At 71.9% G+C, this 16,342-nt stretch carries 18 protein-coding genes; 8 read left to right on the plus strand and 10 right to left on the minus strand.

Translation table 11 applies throughout. The features are described from left to right. Positions 1–48: 48 nt before the first annotated feature. Positions 49–735: a hypothetical protein gene (locus ACWEOE_RS22895; protein ID WP_452012334.1), complete on the minus strand. Its 687-nt coding sequence runs from the start codon at positions 733–735 to the stop codon at positions 49–51. Here ACWEOE_RS22895 and ACWEOE_RS22900 point away from each other — a divergent pair. Continuing rightward, positions 725–1,078: a DUF488 domain-containing protein gene (locus ACWEOE_RS22900; protein ID WP_452012335.1), complete on the plus strand. Its 354-nt coding sequence runs from the start codon at positions 725–727 to the stop codon at positions 1,076–1,078. The genes ACWEOE_RS22895 and ACWEOE_RS22900 overlap by 11 nt on opposite strands. 117 nt (positions 1,079–1,195) lie before the next feature. On the opposite strand, the gene ACWEOE_RS22905 is transcribed toward ACWEOE_RS22900, so the two are convergent. From ACWEOE_RS22905 to ACWEOE_RS22915, 3 genes are all read right to left on the minus strand, one after another. Continuing rightward, positions 1,196–2,821 carry a M4 family metallopeptidase gene (locus tag ACWEOE_RS22905; RefSeq protein ID WP_452012337.1) on the minus strand — a complete coding sequence of 542 codons (1,626 nt, stop codon included), beginning with the start codon at positions 2,819–2,821 and terminating at the stop codon, positions 1,196–1,198. Between the two features lie 212 nt (positions 2,822–3,033). Beyond that, complete coding sequence (locus tag ACWEOE_RS22910) at positions 3,034–4,062, minus strand: serine hydrolase domain-containing protein (RefSeq protein WP_452012339.1); 1,029 nt, start codon at positions 4,060–4,062, stop codon at positions 3,034–3,036. After that, the gene (locus tag ACWEOE_RS22915; protein WP_452012340.1) at positions 4,052–4,858 is read right to left on the minus strand and encodes an IclR family transcriptional regulator; all 807 of its coding nucleotides are present in this window, start codon (positions 4,856–4,858) and stop codon (positions 4,052–4,054) included. The genes ACWEOE_RS22910 and ACWEOE_RS22915 overlap by 11 nt, the downstream gene beginning before the upstream one ends. Before the next feature lie 81 nt (positions 4,859–4,939). Between ACWEOE_RS22915 and ACWEOE_RS22920 the strand changes: the two genes are divergently transcribed. The 5 genes from ACWEOE_RS22920 to ACWEOE_RS22940 are packed head-to-tail and all read left to right on the plus strand — an operon-like array spanning position 4,940 to position 9,933. After that, positions 4,940–6,487, plus strand: coding sequence for an ABC transporter substrate-binding protein (locus tag ACWEOE_RS22920; protein ID WP_452012341.1), 1,548 nt, complete (start codon positions 4,940–4,942; stop codon positions 6,485–6,487). Beyond that, positions 6,484–7,458, plus strand: a complete 975-nt coding sequence (locus tag ACWEOE_RS22925; RefSeq protein ID WP_452012343.1) for an ABC transporter permease — start codon at positions 6,484–6,486, stop codon at positions 7,456–7,458. Before ACWEOE_RS22920 ends, ACWEOE_RS22925 begins: the two co-directional genes overlap by 4 nt. Then, complete coding sequence (locus ACWEOE_RS22930; RefSeq protein WP_452012344.1) at positions 7,455–8,348, plus strand: ABC transporter permease; 894 nt, start codon at positions 7,455–7,457, stop codon at positions 8,346–8,348. The genes ACWEOE_RS22925 and ACWEOE_RS22930 overlap by 4 nt, the downstream gene beginning before the upstream one ends. Continuing rightward, positions 8,345–9,136, plus strand: coding sequence for an ATP-binding cassette domain-containing protein (locus ACWEOE_RS22935; RefSeq protein ID WP_452012346.1), 792 nt, complete (start codon positions 8,345–8,347; stop codon positions 9,134–9,136). Before ACWEOE_RS22930 ends, ACWEOE_RS22935 begins: the two co-directional genes overlap by 4 nt. After that, positions 9,133–9,933, plus strand: a complete 801-nt coding sequence (locus ACWEOE_RS22940; protein ID WP_452012347.1) for an ATP-binding cassette domain-containing protein — start codon at positions 9,133–9,135, stop codon at positions 9,931–9,933. Before ACWEOE_RS22935 ends, ACWEOE_RS22940 begins: the two co-directional genes overlap by 4 nt. A gap of 2 nt (positions 9,934–9,935) precedes the next feature. On the opposite strand, the gene ACWEOE_RS22945 is transcribed toward ACWEOE_RS22940, so the two are convergent. Then, entirely contained in the window at positions 9,936–10,865 is a 930-nt protein-coding gene (locus ACWEOE_RS22945; RefSeq protein ID WP_452012348.1) for an ROK family protein, read from the minus strand. A 41-nt stretch (positions 10,866–10,906) separates the two neighbouring features. Here ACWEOE_RS22945 and ACWEOE_RS22950 point away from each other — a divergent pair, with 41 nt between their 5' ends. Together ACWEOE_RS22950 and ACWEOE_RS22955 are read left to right on the plus strand one after the other, a co-directional pair. Further along, positions 10,907–11,656, plus strand: coding sequence for a creatininase family protein (locus ACWEOE_RS22950; protein ID WP_452012349.1), 750 nt, complete (start codon positions 10,907–10,909; stop codon positions 11,654–11,656). After that, complete coding sequence (locus ACWEOE_RS22955) at positions 11,653–12,780, plus strand: mandelate racemase/muconate lactonizing enzyme family protein (protein WP_452012351.1); 1,128 nt, start codon at positions 11,653–11,655, stop codon at positions 12,778–12,780. Before ACWEOE_RS22950 ends, ACWEOE_RS22955 begins: the two co-directional genes overlap by 4 nt. Here the strand turns inward: ACWEOE_RS22955 and ACWEOE_RS22960 are convergent. The 5 genes from ACWEOE_RS22960 to ACWEOE_RS22980 all read right to left on the minus strand — a co-directional run bounded on the left by ACWEOE_RS22960 (position 12,770) and on the right by ACWEOE_RS22980 (position 16,331). Continuing rightward, on the minus strand, positions 12,770–13,354 hold the full coding sequence (locus ACWEOE_RS22960) for a TetR/AcrR family transcriptional regulator (protein WP_452012352.1): 585 nt from the start codon (positions 13,352–13,354) through the stop codon (positions 12,770–12,772). The genes ACWEOE_RS22955 and ACWEOE_RS22960 overlap by 11 nt on opposite strands. After that, complete coding sequence (locus ACWEOE_RS22965) at positions 13,355–13,651, minus strand: putative quinol monooxygenase (protein WP_452012353.1); 297 nt, start codon at positions 13,649–13,651, stop codon at positions 13,355–13,357. 10 nt (positions 13,652–13,661) lie between these two features. Next, positions 13,662–14,546 (minus strand): sulfurtransferase, encoded by an 885-nt coding sequence (locus tag ACWEOE_RS22970; protein ID WP_452012355.1) that lies wholly within the window; start codon positions 14,544–14,546, stop codon positions 13,662–13,664. A gap of 74 nt (positions 14,547–14,620) precedes the next feature. Further along, the gene (locus ACWEOE_RS22975; RefSeq protein ID WP_452012356.1) at positions 14,621–15,793 is read right to left on the minus strand and encodes a glycoside hydrolase family 64 protein; all 1,173 of its coding nucleotides are present in this window, start codon (positions 15,791–15,793) and stop codon (positions 14,621–14,623) included. Positions 15,794–15,812: 19 nt separating this feature from the next. Further along, on the minus strand, positions 15,813–16,331 hold the full coding sequence (locus ACWEOE_RS22980) for a lytic polysaccharide monooxygenase auxiliary activity family 9 protein (RefSeq protein ID WP_452012358.1): 519 nt from the start codon (positions 16,329–16,331) through the stop codon (positions 15,813–15,815). Positions 16,332–16,342: the final 11 nt, after the last annotated feature.

Consider the following 16,342-nt stretch of genomic DNA (forward strand, 5'->3'; position numbering starts at 1 on the left):
GAAACCTCAGCGCCAAAACCTCAGCGCCGAAACCTCAGCGCCGAAACCTCAGTGGCCAGACCTCAATGCCGAAGCATCGATCTGCACCGGATAACCGGCGCGTAGCACGGCGATCGTCGCGGGTGGGGTGATGACCTGGGCGGTTCCGCGTCGGGGCAGTGGGTGCCGGGCACCGTAGCCCGACGTCGTCCACGCCGTGAGGCCACCGTCGACGACCACCGCGGGCACGCCGTCACGCAGCACGAACACCCCGGCCGGCAGCCCGGCCCACGACTGGGAGTGCACCCGCAGCCGGCCACCGGCGAGCCGTTCCCCGTGCAGCCGCCGGTTCATCTCCCGAGCGGACGGCGGGGGCACCGCCAGCGCCGAGGCCCACCCGTCGCGGTAACGCACGTACGACGAACGCCGGCACTCCCCACACGGCCGGTGACCGGCCGCGAACGACACCGCCTCGTCGTGGAAGTACAGGTGCGTGTAGCGGTGCGGCAGCCACTGCTCACGCCACCGGCCGCGGAACTCGAGCCGGCAGGTGAGCCACAGATCGCTCGCGTGGGAGCGCACGATCTCGCGTCCGGAGTGGAGGATGCCGCGGTTGCCCGTCCCCGCGCCGCGCAGCGGGATCGCGACGATCTCGCCCGGCGGCGTCACGCGGTTGCAGGCGGGCCCGGGCGCGCTAGCCACGATCGCCCCGGCGGTGCGCGACACCACCGTGGACAATGACGTGATGGTGCACATCGCCCGCGTCTACGACCCCGCCGCCCCCGGCGACGGAACCCGAGTCCTGGTGGACCGCGTCTGGCCCCGCGGCCTGGCCAAGGCGAAGGCCGCCCTCGACGACTGGTGCAAGGCCGTCGCCCCGACCACCGAGCTGCGCAAGTGGTACGGCCACGACCCCGACCGCTTCGCCGAGTTCACCCGCCGCTACCGCGCGGAGCTCGCGGAACCCGGCCCGGCCGCCGACGCCCTGGCCGACCTGCGGGCCCTGGCCGCGAAAGGACCGCTCACGCTGCTGACCGCGAGCCGGGCGCTCGACATCAGCCAGGCCGCCGTGCTCGCGCAGCTGCTTTCGCAGGAGTGACACAGGCTCCATGGTGCGCCAGCACCACCACACACGCCGGCAGGTTCGCGACGTCGCCGCAAAAGGCTGCCGGCGCCCGGAAAACCGAGCGCCGGCAGCGGCCGGGAGAGAAATCCCTCACGGAGCCAGGTTGAGCTGCGTTGCCTTCACCGCGTTGGCCACCTGGGTGCAGTCGGCCGTGGTGGTGCCGGCGATGCCGGTGCGGGCGTTGGTGGAGCAGGCGGAGTTCAGCGCCGTGCCGAGGTCCCTGAAGGTGGACGTGGGGCGCAGCAGGTTCTCGACCTTCCACCACAGCGCGATGGCCTTGTTCTCCCCGATGCCGCGCACGGTCTGGCCGTTGAAGGTCGCGCCGTCGGTGATGAGGAAGTCGGTCTTGTCGACGACGCCGGCGTTGATGTGCGGGTCACCGTTCGCGCCGACCCAGTACTGCCCGTTCACGCGATCGGGGCTGGGACCTTCGCCGGAGTTCGGCGGGTTCTTCATGTCGCGCACCTGCCCGATCGACGAGCCCGCGCCCATCAGCCAGCGGTTGGCGCCCTGCACGTTGACGTCACCGGCCTTGATGGCGATGAACTGGCCCATCACGTCGGACATGCCCTCGTTGAGCGCGCCCGCGTAGCCGCTGCCGAGCTGCGAGGTGTGCTGGGTGACGCCGTGGGTGAGCTCGTGCCCGGTGATGTCCATTGTGGTCACGCCCTCGCCGAAGGCCATCTGCTCGCCCTCCCAGAACGCGTTGGCCCACGGGCACTGCGTGTGGCGGCGGCCGTCGCTTTCGGTCTCGACCTCGCACATGCGCACGGTGCCGCGCAGCGCCTTGCCCTTGCCGTCGTGGTAATCGGCGCCGATGTTGGCGGTGAGGTCGTAGGAGGCGAACTGGGAATAGAAGTCCTGCGCCTTGCCGAAGAAGTCGTACACGCTGTTCACGTCCGCCGTCGCGACCGCGGCCTGGCCCTCGGCGCGCGTGACGCCGAACGCGGTGCCCACGCCGCAGCGCAGGTCGGCCAGGGTGGCGATGTCGAGGTCCACGACCTTGCGCTTGGCGTCGCACACCACGCGGTTGGTGGCGGCGTGCGAGTCGCCCCGCACCTGCAGCACCTGGCCGGTGTCGGCGCCGACGACGACCGTCCACTTGTCCTCGGGGTCCACGCCGTTGACGGGCACGAAATAGGTCGGCACGGCGGTGGCGCTCGTGCCCTCCCCGCCGAGGCTCGCGTCGTACCAGTAAGCCGTTTCAGCGCCGGTCTTGATCGCGCCGGCGTCCTTCTCCGCCACGGCGTCGTGTGCCGATCGGGCCGCGCGGGCCTGGGCGCCCTTCGCGTCGGCCGGGAACGCGCCCTGCGTGCGCCGCGTGGTCTTGCCGAGCGCGGCCATGAGCGCGCCGCTGCCGTCGAGGTCCTGCACGATCTGCGCGCCGTACACCGGCACGCCGCCCACCTTCTGCTGCAGGCGCGCGATGCTGCCACCCGGCACGGACTGCACGCTGGTGAGCGCGAGGTCGCCGACGGAAAGACCGAACTGCCGGGCCAGGTCCGCGGTGTGCGACCGGGCGGCCGCGGCGGCGTTGCCGGCGAGACCGCGCGCGGCGGCCAGCGGCGCCGCGGGTTGCACGGCGATGACGCGGCCGAGGGAGTCGGTGCTCACCTGGTCGGTCTGCCGGGGCGACGCGTTCGCGGCACCCGCGGCCACGAGGATCGATGACGCCGTCACGGCTGTCGCCAGCACGGCCAGTCGTTTCGAAGACATCCGGTCCACCTTCCGCACGGAGGACCAACCCGAGTGGCCCGTGGGAAGAGTTTCGGATTCAGGCGGAAAACCCAGAAGCGCCGAAAGTAGGGAGTGGATCGTGGTCCAGCCGTTGGGCGGAAAAGCCGCAAACCGGACATGACACAAGAGATGTCGTTCTCCGCCAACGACTTCCGAAGCGGAACAGTTTCCCGAGTGTCCAGGATCCGGGATCAGAGCAGGACGGCCGAACCGTGGAACTCACGCCGCACCCGCTCGATTCCCGGGGTGGCTCGCGACGGGTGCACGCGGTTGGTCAGCAGCACGTAGTACCGGCCGCGGTCCGGCTCCACCCACAGGCTGGTGCCGGTGAAGCCGGTGTGGCCGTAGGACGTGGGCTCCAGCGCGGTGCCGACGGGGGAGCCCGGCACGTCGAGGCCCTGCCACGCGAGCCCGCGGCGCAGCGCGAGTCCTTGTGTGTGGCAGGCGATCATCTCCGCGTGCGACGCGGGTTTGAGCAGTGCCTGCGCGCCGCCGGCGAGCACCTGCCCCAGCCGTTCGACGTCACCGAGCGGGGCGAACAGCCCGGCGTGCCCGCACACTCCGCCCAGTACCACGGCGTTCTCGTCATGCACCTGTCCACACACGACCCGGCCGCGCCACGGACAGTCCTCAGTGGCCACCGCGTCGGCCAGCAATCCTTTCGCCGGGCCGAAACCGGTGGCTTCGAGCCCGGCCGGTCGCGCCACGAGGTCGGTCACGAGTTCGTCGAGCGGTGCGCCGCTCGCGACCTCGGCGATGAGCCCGAGCAGGATGAACCCCTGCGACGAGTACTCGACCCGCGTGCCCGGCTCCGATCGCAGCGGTCCGGTACGGATCGCCTCCAGCAGCGCGGCGCGCGTGGTGTGCTCGCGGTAGAGCGGCGTCCCGCCCGGCAATCCGGACGTGTGCGTGAGCAGCTGCCGCACGGTGACGAGCGCCTTGTCGCCACCCGCGTACGCCGGCAGGTGGCGGGGGAGCGGGTCGTCGAGGTCGAGCAGACCGCGTTCGGCCAGGGCCACCACGACGATCCCGACGATCGGCTTCGTCACCGACGCGAGGTCCCAGCGGCTGTCCTCGGTCGCCTCCGGCCCGTCGTGCCAGCGCGTGCCGAGCACACCCCGGTCGAGCGCGCCGTCGGCCGTGCCCACGGACCACGCGGCAGCCGAGAACACGCCGGCTTCCCGGGCGCGCAGCAGCATCGAGCCGAGTTCAGTCCTCATCGGACACCGCCTGCAACGTGGCCGGCCCGAGCTTGGCCGAGATCCGGTTCGCCGCCTCCGCGACGAGCGGCCCGAGCTCGGCGAACGCGTCCGGCTGCAGCGTGAAGGTCAGGCCCGACACGCTTACCGCCCCGGTGACCTCCCCGGCGGCGTCGACCACCGGCGCCGCCACGCAGCGCACGTGGGCCTCGTACTGCTCGTCGTCGACGACGTAGCCGAGACTGTCCACAGTGGCGAGTGACGCACGGATCTCCGCCGGATCCGTGAGTGTCTTCGCGGTCCACGCACGCAGCGGCGCCGCGTTGAGCACCGCGGCGACGTCGGCGTCGGGCAGCCGGGACAGGATCGCGCGCCCGACGCCGGTGCAGTACAGCGGCACTTCGCCACCCGGCCGCGTGTTCAGCCGGTACGCCTGCTCCGGCTCCAGCTTCTCCACGTACACTGCCCGGTCGGCGTGGCGCACCGCGTAGTGCACCGTGTGCCCGGTGCGTCGCCGCAGGTCGGCCAGCACGGGCCGGGCGGAGCGGGTGGCGTGGCTGCCCGCGAGCACCGCGGCCGACAACCCGAGCAGTCGCGGCCCGACGTTGTAGCGACCGCTGCCGGCCGAGGCCGCGAAACCAGCGTCCGCGAACGTCTGCAGCATCCGGTGCGCGGTGGGTTTCGGCAGGTCACAGGCCTTCGCGAGGTCGGCGAGCCGGTGGGGTCCACCCGGGCGCGCGAGCGTCGCCAGCACTTCCAGCGCCTTGTCCACCGCGCCGCGGGGACTGGTCGCCGAGTCGTTGACAGCCTTGGTCACGGCGCCTACCTTAGCGCAATCGCATTCCGTCTGACGGAACGGTCTTTCACTTCACGAAACGATCGAAAGGAGTCGGCACCCGTGGCAGCTCCGCGTCCCCGCCTGTCCCGCCGCGACGCTCTCCGGCTCGGCGGCCTCGCGCTGCCCGCACTGGCGCTGCCGAGCCTGCTCACCGCGTGCGGCAGCGCCGCCGGCTCGTCCGGCAACGTGCTGCGCGTGGCCCAGAGCTCGGACCCCAAGACGCTGGACCCGCAGAAGCAGGGCGACCTGACCTCGATGAACGTGTTGATCAACATGTTCGACACGCTCACCACCCGAGGTCCGGACAACCAGCTGAAGCCGGGCCTGGCGCTGTCCTGGACCGCGCCCGACCCGCTGACCTGGCGGTTCAAGCTCCGGCCCGGCGTGAAGTTCCACAACGGCGAGCCGTGCGACGCGGCCGCGGTCGCGTTCAGCATCAACCGGCTGCTCGACCCCGCGACGAAGTCGCCGATCGTCGAGCTGCGGTACGTGAAGCACGCCGTCGTCGTCGATCCGCTCACGGTCGACCTGCGGTGCAGCATGTCGGACCCGATCATCCCCGCGAAGGTCTCGTTGTTCGGCGGGGTCGCGGTGCCACCGAAGTACCTGAAGCAGGTCGGTTCCGCGGGCTTCGCCAAGCACCCGGTGGGCACCGGGCCGTTCACCTTCGAGGAGTTCGAGCGCGACCACCAGCTGCGGATGCGCGCGAACCCCGCCTACTGGGGCGGCAGACCGGCCTACGACGAGCTCGTGTTCCTGCCGATGGCCGACCCGTCGTCGGCGCTCGCCTCGCTCCAGAGCGACGAGGTGGACATCGTCGCGGGGCTGACCCCGGACGCGGCGCTGCAGATCCAGGGCTACCCGGGTGTCGAGATCCGCCACTTCCCGGGCATCCGCACCTCATACCTGTCGCTGGACACCACCCAGGGCCCGCTGCGCGACGTGCGGGTGCGCCAGGCGCTCAACCACGCCGTGGACGTGCCGCTGCTGATCAAGGCGGTGCTCGACGGCAAGGCGCGCGAGGTGCCGACGATGTTCCCGCGCGAGTCGTTCGGCTTCGACCCGTCGATCGCCCCGTACACACGCGACCTCGGCGAAGCCAAGCGCCTGCTCGCGGAGGCCGGTTTCCCGAACGGGTTCGACACCTCGATCACCGCGCTCACCGCCGACTCCAACATCGCCGAAGCCATTTCCGGACTGCTGGCGAAGGTCGGCGTCCGGGCCCGGGTCGACCTGATGGACTCGGGCACCTACACGAGCCGGCTGACGTCGAACAACCGCAGCGCGCTCGGCCCGATCTACCTCGCCGCCAGCACCGGTTGGACGCTCGACGCCGAGAGCCTCGTGCAGTCCAACGTGCGCCACGACCGGCGCCAGAGCCGCTGGCACAACCCCGAAGCCGACCGCCTCGTCGACGCCGAGGAGCTCTCCCTCGCACCCGCCGACCGGCAGAAGGCGTTCACGTCCCTGCAGAAACTCCTCAAACAGGAGGCGCCGTTCGTGTTCCTCTACCAGATCGACAACACCTATGCGGTCAACACGCGACCGACGTGGCAGCCCGGTGTCGTCGGCGTGCTCGCCATGGCCTCGGCGAAGGTGACCCCGTGACGGCGCCGGTCACCACCGCCGTCCGAGCCCCCGCGCGGGCCGGCGCCGGGGTGCTGCGGGTGGTCGTGACGAAGGTGCTCACGGCGATCGTGGTGCTGTTCTTCGTGGCCACGGCGGCGTTCCTGCTCGTGCGGCTCTCGGGCGACCCGGTGAAGCTGATCCTGCCGCCCGACGCCACCGCGGCGCAGGAGGCGACGCTGCGCGCGAGCCTCGGCCTCGACCGGCCGCTGATCACCCAGTACCTCGACTACCTGGCGGGCCTGCCGCGGCTGCAGCTGGGCACTTCGCTCGTCTACGACCAGCCGGTGACCGACGTGCTCTTCTCCCGGGTCCCCGCGACGCTGGAGCTGGCCGGGGCCGCGCTGCTCGTGGCGCTGGCGCTCGCCGTGCCCGCGGGCACCTTCGCGGCGATGCGGCGCGGCCGCGCGGGTGACTCCGGCGTGATGGCCGGTGTCCTCGTCGGACAGTCCACCCCGGCCTTCTGGGTGGGGATCCTGCTGATCCTGATCTTCGCCGTGCAGCTGAAGATCCTGCCCGCGTCGGGCTACGGCGGCATCGAGCACCTGATCCTGCCGGCGGTCACGCTGGCCGTGTACTCGGTGGCGGTGATCGCCCGGCTGCTGCGCTCGTCGCTCATCGACGTGCTCGGCTCCGACTTCATCCGCACCGCGAAGGCGAAGGGCCTGGGCACCGGTGGCGTCGTGCTCGGCCACGGCATGCGCAACGCCGCGCTGCCCGTGGTCACGGTCGTCGGTCTCGAAGTCGGCTCGCTGCTGGGCGGCGCGATCCTCACCGAGCAGGTGTTCTCGTGGCCCGGCCTCGGCCGGCTCACGGTCGAGGCGATCCAGAACCGCGACTTCCCGCTCGTGCAGGCCGCGGTGCTGTTCTTCGCGGCCACGTTCGTGATCGTGAACCTGCTGGTGGACCTGTCCTACACGATTCTCGACCCGAGGGTGCGGGTGACGTCATGACCGCCATCACCGCTGTCGCCGCCGCCGCGCGGTCGGCCCGGCCGAGCGCCGTGCGCGCGATGCTGCGCAACCGGCTGGGCGCGGTCGCCGTGACCGTGTTGGTGCTGATGGTGCTCATCGCACTGTTCGCACCGCTGATCTCGCCGTACGACCCGGGCGCGCAGGACCTGCTGGTGCGCCTGCACCCGCCGGCGTGGGAGTCGGGTGGCGACGCGAGCCACCTGCTCGGCACCGACCAGCTCGGCCGCGACATCCTGTCGAGGCTCTTCTACGGCGCCCGGATCTCGCTGCTCGTCGGTGCCTGCGCTGCGCTGCTGGCGGGGATCGTCGGCGCCGCGATCGGGCTGGTGGCCGGGTTCCTCGGCGGCTGGTTCGACCGGATCCTCATGCGCCTGGCCGACATCCAGCTCGCGTTCCCGCCGATCCTGCTCGCGCTCGCGATCGTCGGGTTCCTCGGTTCCGGCCTGTGGTACGTGGTGCTCGTGCTCGGCTTCACGGGCTGGGTGTCCTACGCCCGCGTGATCCGCTCCGAGGTGCTTTCCCTGCGCACCAGGGAGTTCGTCACGGAGGCGCGGGCGATCGGCGTGACCGACCTCGCGATCATGCGCCGGCACCTGCTGCCCAACGTGATGGCGCCGCTCGCGACCATCGGCACGCTGCACGTGGCCGCCGCGATCGTGGCCGAGGCGTCGCTGAGCTACCTCGGCCTCGGGGTGCCCAAGCAGACGGTGACGTGGGGCGGCATGCTCAGCGACGGCCAGCTGTACCTGGGCACGTCGTGGTGGGTCGCCGTGTTCCCCGGCATCGCGCTGATGCTCACCGCGCTGGCCGTCAACATCACCGGCGACGTCCTGCGCGACGTCGCGGACCCGAAGGCGTACCGCTCATGAGCCTCGTGGAGATCAAGGACCTGCGGGTCGAGTTCCGGCTGGACACGGGCACCGTCACCGCCGTCGACGGCGTGAGCTTCGCCGTGGAGGAGGGTGAGACCCTGGCGGTGGTGGGGGAGTCGGGCAGCGGCAAGACCGCCACGGCCCTGTCGCTGCTGCGGCTCAACCCCGAACCGCCGTGCGTCTACCGGGGCGAGGTGCTGCTCGACGGGCGTGACGTGCTGCGACTGTCCGAAAAGGATCTGCGGAAGATCCGCGGCAACGACGTCGCCATGGTGTTCCAGGATCCGATGACGTGCCTGAACCCGGTGAAACGCGTGGGTGCGCAGGTCGCGGAAGTCCTGCGCCGCCACGCGAGTGCATCCAGGGCCGAAGCGGCCAAAGCTGCCGTCGAAGCGCTGGCCGAGGCCGGGATCCCGGACCCGCAGCGGCGCGCGGCCCAGTACCCGCACCAGCTTTCGGGCGGGCTGCGCCAGCGCGTGATGATCGCGATGGCGCTCGTCGGCCGGCCGCGGGTGCTGATCGCCGACGAGCCGACGACCGCGCTCGACGTGACCGTGCAGGCCCAGATCCTCGAGCTGCTCGTGGACCTGCAACGCCGGCACGGCATGGCGATCGTGCTCATCACCCACGACCTGGGTGTGGTGGCCGAGGTCGCCGACCGGGTCGTGGTGATGCGCTCGGGCCGGGTCGTCGAGACCGGCGACGTGCTGCCGGTGTTCGAGACACCGCAGGAGGACTACACGCGCGAGCTGCTGCGCGCCACACCGAAGCTGGAGCGGGTATGACGAACCTGGTCGAGATCCGGGGCCTGCGCAAGGAGTACGGCGCCCTCGCGGCCGTCGACGACGTCGACCTCGAGGTGGTCGCCGGCGAGACCCTCGCCGTGGTCGGCGAGTCGGGCTCCGGCAAGACGACGCTGACCCGGCTGCTGCTGCGGCTCGAAGAACCGACGACCGGCTCCGTCCGCTTCGACGGAGCGGATCTGGCGGCGCTGCCGGCGGCGAAGCTGCGCAAGGTGCGCCGCGAGATGCAGGTGGTGCTGCAGGATCCGTACTCCAGCATGAATCCGCGGCTGCGCGTGACCGAGATCGTCGGGGAACCGCTCGTCACGCACGAGCGGGGCCTGCGGGGCCGCGGCGGCCGCACGCGGTTGCGCGCCCGGGTCGGCGAGCTCCTCGACGCCGTGGGGCTCGCGCCCGAGGTGCAGGACCGCTACCCGCACGAGTTCTCCGGCGGACAGCGTCAGCGCATCTCCATCGCCCGGGCGCTGGCGCTGGAACCGCGGCTGGTCGTGCTGGACGAGCCGACGAGCGCCCTCGACGTGTCGGTGCAGGCACAGGTGCTCGACCTGCTCGCCGAGCTCCAGTCGCGGCTGGAGCTGACGTACGTGTTCGTGTCGCACAACCTCGCGGTGGTGCAGCAGATCGCCGACCGCGTGGCGGTGATGCGGGCGGGCAAGATCGTGGAGTTGGCGCCGAAACGGCAGCTCTTCTCGGCGCCGGGCCACGAGTACACGCGGAGTTTGCTCGACGCCGTGCCGGACCCGGACCCGCGGCGGGCCCGGCGACGGGTGGCGTCGTGAGCTCAGTGCCGCGACAGCACCAGGCCCGCGCCGCCGAGCAGCACGATGTCGTCGGCCGGGCCGGTGTCGACCAGCACCCGCGGGGGTTCCGCGCCGGTGGCCCACGACGAGTCCTCGCGCAGCCGGTGCTCGATGCGGGCCCGAAAGGCCTCGCCGCCTTCGGACGCTTCGCCGTGCAGGATGAACAGGCCGGGCGCGAACAGCTGCTGGATGTTGACCAGGCCGAGCGCGATGTTGCCCGCGTACTCCTCCAGCAGCGGATCTCCGGCCAGCTCGGCCACGCCGCGGCCGGCCAGGCCCCGCCGTGCGGCTTCCGCTCGCAGCCACGACGTGGTGGCGACGGTTTTCCAGCAGCCCCGCGCGCCGCAGGTGCACGGCAGGCCGCTGGCGGCCACCGTCATGTGCGCGCCGCTGCGCCCGCCGGGCGGGGCGAGCACCTCGCCGTCGTACAGGATGCCGACGCCGAGCACTTCGCCGGTGGACACGGACGCGAACGTCGTGCGCCCGCGGCCCGGGCCGAACCAGCGGTCGCCGAGCACCTGCACGCGGGCGCGGTGCTCCACGTGCACGGGGACACCCACGAGCCCGGTCAGCACGTCGGCGACCGGATAACCGTGCAGCGCGGGCACTTCGTGCACCTCGATGATCACGCCCGCCGCGGCGTCGACCAGGCCCGCGGCGGCGATCCCGACCCCGGTCGGCGGGCTGGGGAAGCGCGTCGCCGACGCGAGCGCGGCGTCGATCTCAGCGGGGTCGGTCGTGCCGTGCGGGTAGGTCGCCTCGGCCTGCCAGACGACCGTGCCCGACAGGTCGAGCAGCGCGGCGCGCACGCGCCCGGGCACCAGCTCGACGGCGCCCAACAGCGGCGCTGGAGCCTCGGCGGTGGCCGGGGCCGGGACCAGCCTCAGTGCTGGCCGTTCGCCGGAACTCATGCGGTCACGATGCCACGCCCGGCTCGACGAGGGGAGCCCACATGCCCGAACTGACGCGGATGACCTGGCGGGAGGTGCGCGCGGCCGCGTCGTCGGCCATCGCCCTGCTGCCGATCGGCTCGCAGGAGCAGCACGCCGGCCACCTGCCGATGGGTACCGACACGATGCTCGCCGAGGCCGTGGTCGACGGCGCGCTCGCGCGGCTCGACGGCGAGCCCGAGGTCGTGCGGCTGCCCGCGCTGCCGTTCGGGCACAGCCCGCACCACCTGTTCGCCGCGGCGGTGTCGCTGTCGGCCGCGACGCTGCAGGCGGTGCTCGCCGACGTGCTCGACTCGCTCGTGCGCAGCGGGTTCCGCCGGGTGTTCGTGGTCAACGGCCACGGCGGCAACGACGAGATCATGCGCCTGGCGGTGAAGCAGTACGCGCTGAAGGCCGACGTCGCGCTCGCCGCGTGCTCGTACTGGTCGATCGGGGACGCCGCTTCGCCGGGGCACGCTGGGCTGTTCGAGACCTCGCTGATGCTCGCCGCGGAACCGGACCTGGTGCGCGAAGCCGCACCGCGCCCGGACATCGCCCCGCCGCCGTTGTTCGACCGGCCGCCCTACCCCGGGCTCACGGTCGAGCGCCACGGCGAGTGGGCCCGCGTCGGCGGGTCGACCGACGACGCCACCGCGGCGACCGCCGAACGCGGCGCCGACCTGCTCGACCGCCGGGCGGCGGCGCTGGCCGCCGCGATCCGCGCCTTCGCGAGCGCCACTCGTGAACACGCACACACCGAAGGGGAGGCATGAAGATCACCGACGTCGACGTGCAGGTCGTGAACCTGCCGTTGACCAACCCGTTCACCAGCTCGTTCGAGACCAAGACGGGGGAGACCCGCACGGTCGTGCGGCTGCGCACCGACACCGGGCTCGAGGGCTGGGGCGAGACGATGTGGGGCCGCCCGGTCGCCGAGCTCACCCGGCAGCTCGGCGCGGAGCTGATCGGCCGGAGCCCGTTCGCGCTCGAAGCGTTCCACCGGCGCCACCACATGGTGCCGTTCTTCCACGGCTACCTGGGCTACGCGGCTCTGGCGGCGCTCGACGTCGCCTGCTGGGACGTGATGGGCAAGGCCACGGGGCAGCGCGTGACCGACCTGCTGGGCGGGCCGGTGCGCGAGGAGGTGCCGATCACCGCGCTCGTGACCCGCGCCGACGCGCCGGGCGCGCAGGGTCTTGAGCTGGCGCAGGGGATCGCCGAGCACGCCGCGAAGGTCGTGGCCGAGGGCGGGTTCTCGGCCGTGAAGCTCAAGGGCACCACCGACGTCTTCGGCGACGTGAAGATCATGCGCGAGCTGCGGCGCGCGCTGCCCGACGTCGAGCTGCGTGTGGACCCCAACGCCGCGTGGTCGGTGCCCGACTCGATCCGCGCCGGGCTCGCGATGGAGGAGCTCGACCTGGAGTACCTCGAAGACCCGTGCGTGGGCATCGACGGCATGAGCCAGGTACGCGCGAAGGTGCGGATTCCCTTGTGCACCAACATGTGCTTGGTGCGATTCGAGGAGTTCGCCCCGGCGGTGCGCCTCGGCGCCGTGGACGTGGTGCACGGCGACGTCTACAAGTGGGGCGGCATCGCGGCCACCAAGGCACTGGCCGCGCACTGCGAGACGTTCGGCCTCGGCATGAACCTCCACAGCGGCGGCGAGCTGGGCATCGCGACGGCCGCGCACCTCGCCGTGGTCGCGAGCACGCCCGTGCTGTCGCGGGCGATCGACAGCATGTACTACCTGCACGTCGACGACATCGTCGAGCCGCTGCACCTGGAGAACGGCCGGCTGCGCGTGCCGACCGGGCCAGGCCTCGGGGTGACGGTCGACGAGGAGAAGCTGGCCTTCTACGCGGCGAAGAACGCGGCCGAGGGTGACCTCACGGGCTGACGCTGCTCAGCACCCGGTCGAGGGACCGGGCCAGGGCCTCGGGCGAACCGTGCAGATGCGACAGCGCGGTGCCGCCCTGCTGGGCGGTGAGCAGCGCCAGGGCGAGGTCCTCGGCGGAGGCGTCCGGGCGGACCGCGCCCGCCGCCTGGGCTCGGCGGACGAGGGTGGTGATCGCGGCCAGCCAGCGGTCGAAGAGGCGCGCGAGCGTGGCGCGCAGCTCGGCGTCGTCGTCGACCTGGCCGACGAAGGCGCCGAGCGGGCAGTTGCCGTAGCCGCTGTCGGTGGCCGCGGCCAGCACCTCGTCCCGCCAGCGGCGCAGGTCGGCGCAGTTCTCGTCGTGCAGGGAAGGCTGCGCGGCGAGCACGCGCTCCAGCTGGTGCTCCAGCACGGCGACGGCGAGGTCGTGTTTGCCGCCGAAGTAGTGGTACAGCTGGGATTTTCCGGTGCCGCTCTCGGCGAGCACGTCCTCCAGCGGCGTGCCGCCGAGACCGCGTTCGTGCATCAGCCGCGCGGCCGTGGTCACGATCTTCTCGCGGGTGCGGCGCCCGCGGCTCGTGGTCGGTTCGGGGCGCATCTACGCGGGGTAGCGCTCGTAGTGGCGGGTGTCGAGCGACGCGGGGTCGAACAGGCCCGCGATCGAACCGATCCACTGCCGAAACAGCGGGCTCGCGCGAAAACCCTGTTCGTGCGCCGCGACCGAGGTCCAGTTCACCGACACGGTGAAGCGGCCGGGTTCCTCCAGGCACCGGCTCACCGACGCCGAGAGGCAGTCCGGGTGCCGGCGCAGGTAAGGCACACCGGCGGCGATGGCGCGGCCCAGGTCGTCCTCGCCGCCGGGCAGGGCGGTGAGGATGGCGAGCTCGGTGACCACAGTGGCCTCCTCAGGCGGTTTCGACGGGCAGGTCGGCACGGGCGCTCCACTCGTTCCACGAGCCGTCGTAGTTGGTTCCCAGGGGAAAACCGGCGAGCGCGAGTCCGAAGAGGACGCTCGAGGCCGCGACGCCGCCGTTGCAGTAGGCCAGGATCGGCCGCCGCGGGTCGAGGCCGGCGGCGTCGAAGCGGTCCATCAGCTCGGCCTCGGACAGCCAGGTGCCGGTGCCGAGGTCGACGAGGTCCTCGCGCGGCACGTTCACGGCGCCGGGAATGTGACCGGGCCGGTTGCCGGGCCGGGCGATCGCACCGGTGTACTGGCCGGGATCGCGCGCGTCGACGAGCTGCACGTCGGGTTTCTCCAGAGCCGCCAGCACGTCCTCGGCCGTGGCCCGCAGCTCGGGGCGCGGGCGCGGGGTGAACACCGCGCGCGGGTACTCCGGCACGGCGGTGCCGACGGGCCGGTTCTCCCGCAGCCACTTCGGGAACCCGCCGTCGAGCACGACCACGCGCCGGTGGCCGTAGTGGTGCAGCGCCCACCACAGACGCGTGGCGAAGGTCGACGCCGGGTGCGTGTCGTAGGCCACCACGAGGTGCTCGTCGCCGATGCCGGCGCGCGCCATGGCGTCGGCGAACTGCCGCTCGGTCGCCACCTGCACGGGCACCGGGTCTTCCGGGTCGACGATGTCGCGCGTCCAGTCGAGGAACACCGCACCCGGCACGTGGCCGGCGGCGTACTCGTCGGCCGAGCTCTCGTAGCCGAGGCCCGCGGGCTGCGACGCGCCCTCGCCGGGCAGCGGCGGCACGGAGCCGCGGATGTCGACGACCCGGACGTCCGCGTCGTGCAGGTGCTCGGCCAGCCATGCGGTGGTGACCAGGAAATCGGTGCGTGGCATCGGTTCGGCCCGTCGCCGGAGCAGGCCTCGCGCCCGCCGTCTGTCTGTACCATACAGTACAGTTTCGGGGTGCGTCAGCGCAGCGCGTTGATCGTGATGGTGAGCGTGTGCGGATCACCCGCCTGCACGGCGCCGCTGAAATCCGGGCCCGGGGAGACGTCGTCGTAGGGGAAGGCGTAGCCGCGGTTGTCGGGCAGGTGGCTGTGGACGATGCGGGCGTAGTGGTTGGTCTGCGCGGCGGTGTAGAACTTCGCCGGGTCTTCGGCGTCGGGCTGGTCCGGGTTGTCGAGCAGCGTCGTGCGGTTCAGTGCGGCCGCCAGAAGCGGGACGATGGCCTTGCGGGCGGCGCTGTCGCCGTCCTTCAACGCGAACGGGCCGCTGTTGCAGCTCCACACGTCGGCCGTGACCGGTTTGGTGAAGCGTTCGCCGTTGCCGAAGGTCAGGACGTCGTCGCCGCCGACGCGGCCGGTGAACTTCCCCAGCCCCGGGATCTGCGAGTCGACGGTGAGGTCGGTGCCCGCGTACTTCTCCCACACCGAGGCGAGGTAACCGTCGAGGTAGCCGGCGAAGCGATCGGCGCGGTGCTGCGCGGACAACGCGCGCAGCGGACGCCCGTCCGCACCCGCGTCGACCAGCTCGGCCCACGCACCGCCCTGGGCCTTGAGCGCGTCGCAGATCGGGCCGAGCGAGCCGGCGGGCAGGCCGGGCACGGTCTGGTCGCCCGAGCCGATGGTCGTGAGGTGCAGGCCCATCGGGATGGCGACGAAGTCGACGTAGCTGATGTTGGCGAACAGCACGGCGTCGTTGAAGGTGAACTCGCAGAACGACCAGTTGCGACCGTGGTTCGGGTCCGCGGTGTTCACGAAGCTCGGGTGCACCAGTGCGGGGCCGGGGTTGACGAAGAAGTCGAGCTTCGCGTCGGTCACCACGTAGATCCGCGCGCCCGCCATCTTCGGCACGCTCACCTGCGACAGCGAGTTCACCGGGATGGCGCAGTCCTCGGCGAGCGGGGTCTGCGGCGCCGAGGGTGACGGCGGGTAGTACGGCGTGCCGTCGGCCTTGAGGAGCACGGTGCGGCCGTCGGGTGCGATTCCCGTGACGTAGGCGTAGGTCTGGCCCGCGCCGGTGCGGTCGTCGAACGCGACCTTCACGGTGTCCGGGGTGGCGGCCCACGCGGATCCGCTGCCCCACAAGGGAAAAGTCGCCGCGGCCGCGGACGCGCCGAGGAAGGTTCGCCGGGAAATCACCGAGATCACCTCCGGGGAGTCAGCCGACCTGCAGGTCGATGCAGGAGTAGAACGCGTTGGCCGTGTCGGCGATGTTCCACACGGCGAGCACGGTTTGGCGGCCGGTGTGCCCGCTCAGATCCACCTGGTGCGTCACGGTTTCCGGCGGTTGCTGGTTGTGGCCGTCGAAGCTCGCGACCTGCTCGTTCCCGATGAAGTACTCGTAGCTCGCGGTGCTGTGACGCGCGGTGAAGGTCCACGTGAACGTGACCGTGCTGCCGACGGACGCGGCCTGCCACGGCTTCGAGTTGTCGTCGAGCTCGGCGTACTCCTGGTGCCCGCCGGCGCAGCTGTGCAGGCCCTTCGGCCCTTCGACGCTCTGCGGCTCGTACTTGATCGCGCCGCACTCGACCACGCCCTGCGCGCACTGTGCCTGGCGGCTGGCGGGGGAGTTGACGTACCCGTGGGCGCTCGCGATGCCGGCGGGCCCGATCAGCACGAGCACCGGTGCGAGCACGGCGCCCGCGAGGCCGGCGAGGATCTTCCGGTTCGCTTTCATCCCAGCTCCTT

It is taken from the genome of Amycolatopsis sp. NPDC004368 (assembly GCF_053602515.1).

Bases quoted from the DNA above. Each gene is read 5' to 3' on its own strand.
- ACWEOE_RS22900 (WP_452012335.1), top strand. From the start codon at position 725: ATGGTGCACATCGCCCGCGTCTACGACCCCGCCGCCCCCGGCGACGGA.
- ACWEOE_RS22895 (WP_452012334.1), bottom strand. From the start codon at position 735: ATGTGCACCATCACGTCATTGTCCACGGTGGTGTCGCGCACCGCCGGG.
- ACWEOE_RS22905 (WP_452012337.1), bottom strand. From the start codon at position 2,821: ATGTCTTCGAAACGACTGGCCGTGCTGGCGACAGCCGTGACGGCGTCA.
- ACWEOE_RS22910 (WP_452012339.1), bottom strand. From the start codon at position 4,062: ATGAGGACTGAACTCGGCTCGATGCTGCTGCGCGCCCGGGAAGCCGGC.
- ACWEOE_RS22930 (WP_452012344.1), top strand. From the start codon at position 7,455: ATGACCGCCATCACCGCTGTCGCCGCCGCCGCGCGGTCGGCCCGGCCG.
- ACWEOE_RS22935 (WP_452012346.1), top strand. From the start codon at position 8,345: ATGAGCCTCGTGGAGATCAAGGACCTGCGGGTCGAGTTCCGGCTGGAC.
- ACWEOE_RS22940 (WP_452012347.1), top strand. From the start codon at position 9,133: ATGACGAACCTGGTCGAGATCCGGGGCCTGCGCAAGGAGTACGGCGCC.
- ACWEOE_RS22945 (WP_452012348.1), bottom strand. From the start codon at position 10,865: ATGAGTTCCGGCGAACGGCCAGCACTGAGGCTGGTCCCGGCCCCGGCC.
- ACWEOE_RS22950 (WP_452012349.1), top strand. From the start codon at position 10,907: ATGCCCGAACTGACGCGGATGACCTGGCGGGAGGTGCGCGCGGCCGCG.
- ACWEOE_RS22955 (WP_452012351.1), top strand. From the start codon at position 11,653: ATGAAGATCACCGACGTCGACGTGCAGGTCGTGAACCTGCCGTTGACC.
- ACWEOE_RS22960 (WP_452012352.1), bottom strand. From the start codon at position 13,354: ATGCGCCCCGAACCGACCACGAGCCGCGGGCGCCGCACCCGCGAGAAG.
- ACWEOE_RS22970 (WP_452012355.1), bottom strand. From the start codon at position 14,546: ATGCCACGCACCGATTTCCTGGTCACCACCGCATGGCTGGCCGAGCAC.
- ACWEOE_RS22980 (WP_452012358.1), bottom strand. From the start codon at position 16,331: ATGAAAGCGAACCGGAAGATCCTCGCCGGCCTCGCGGGCGCCGTGCTC.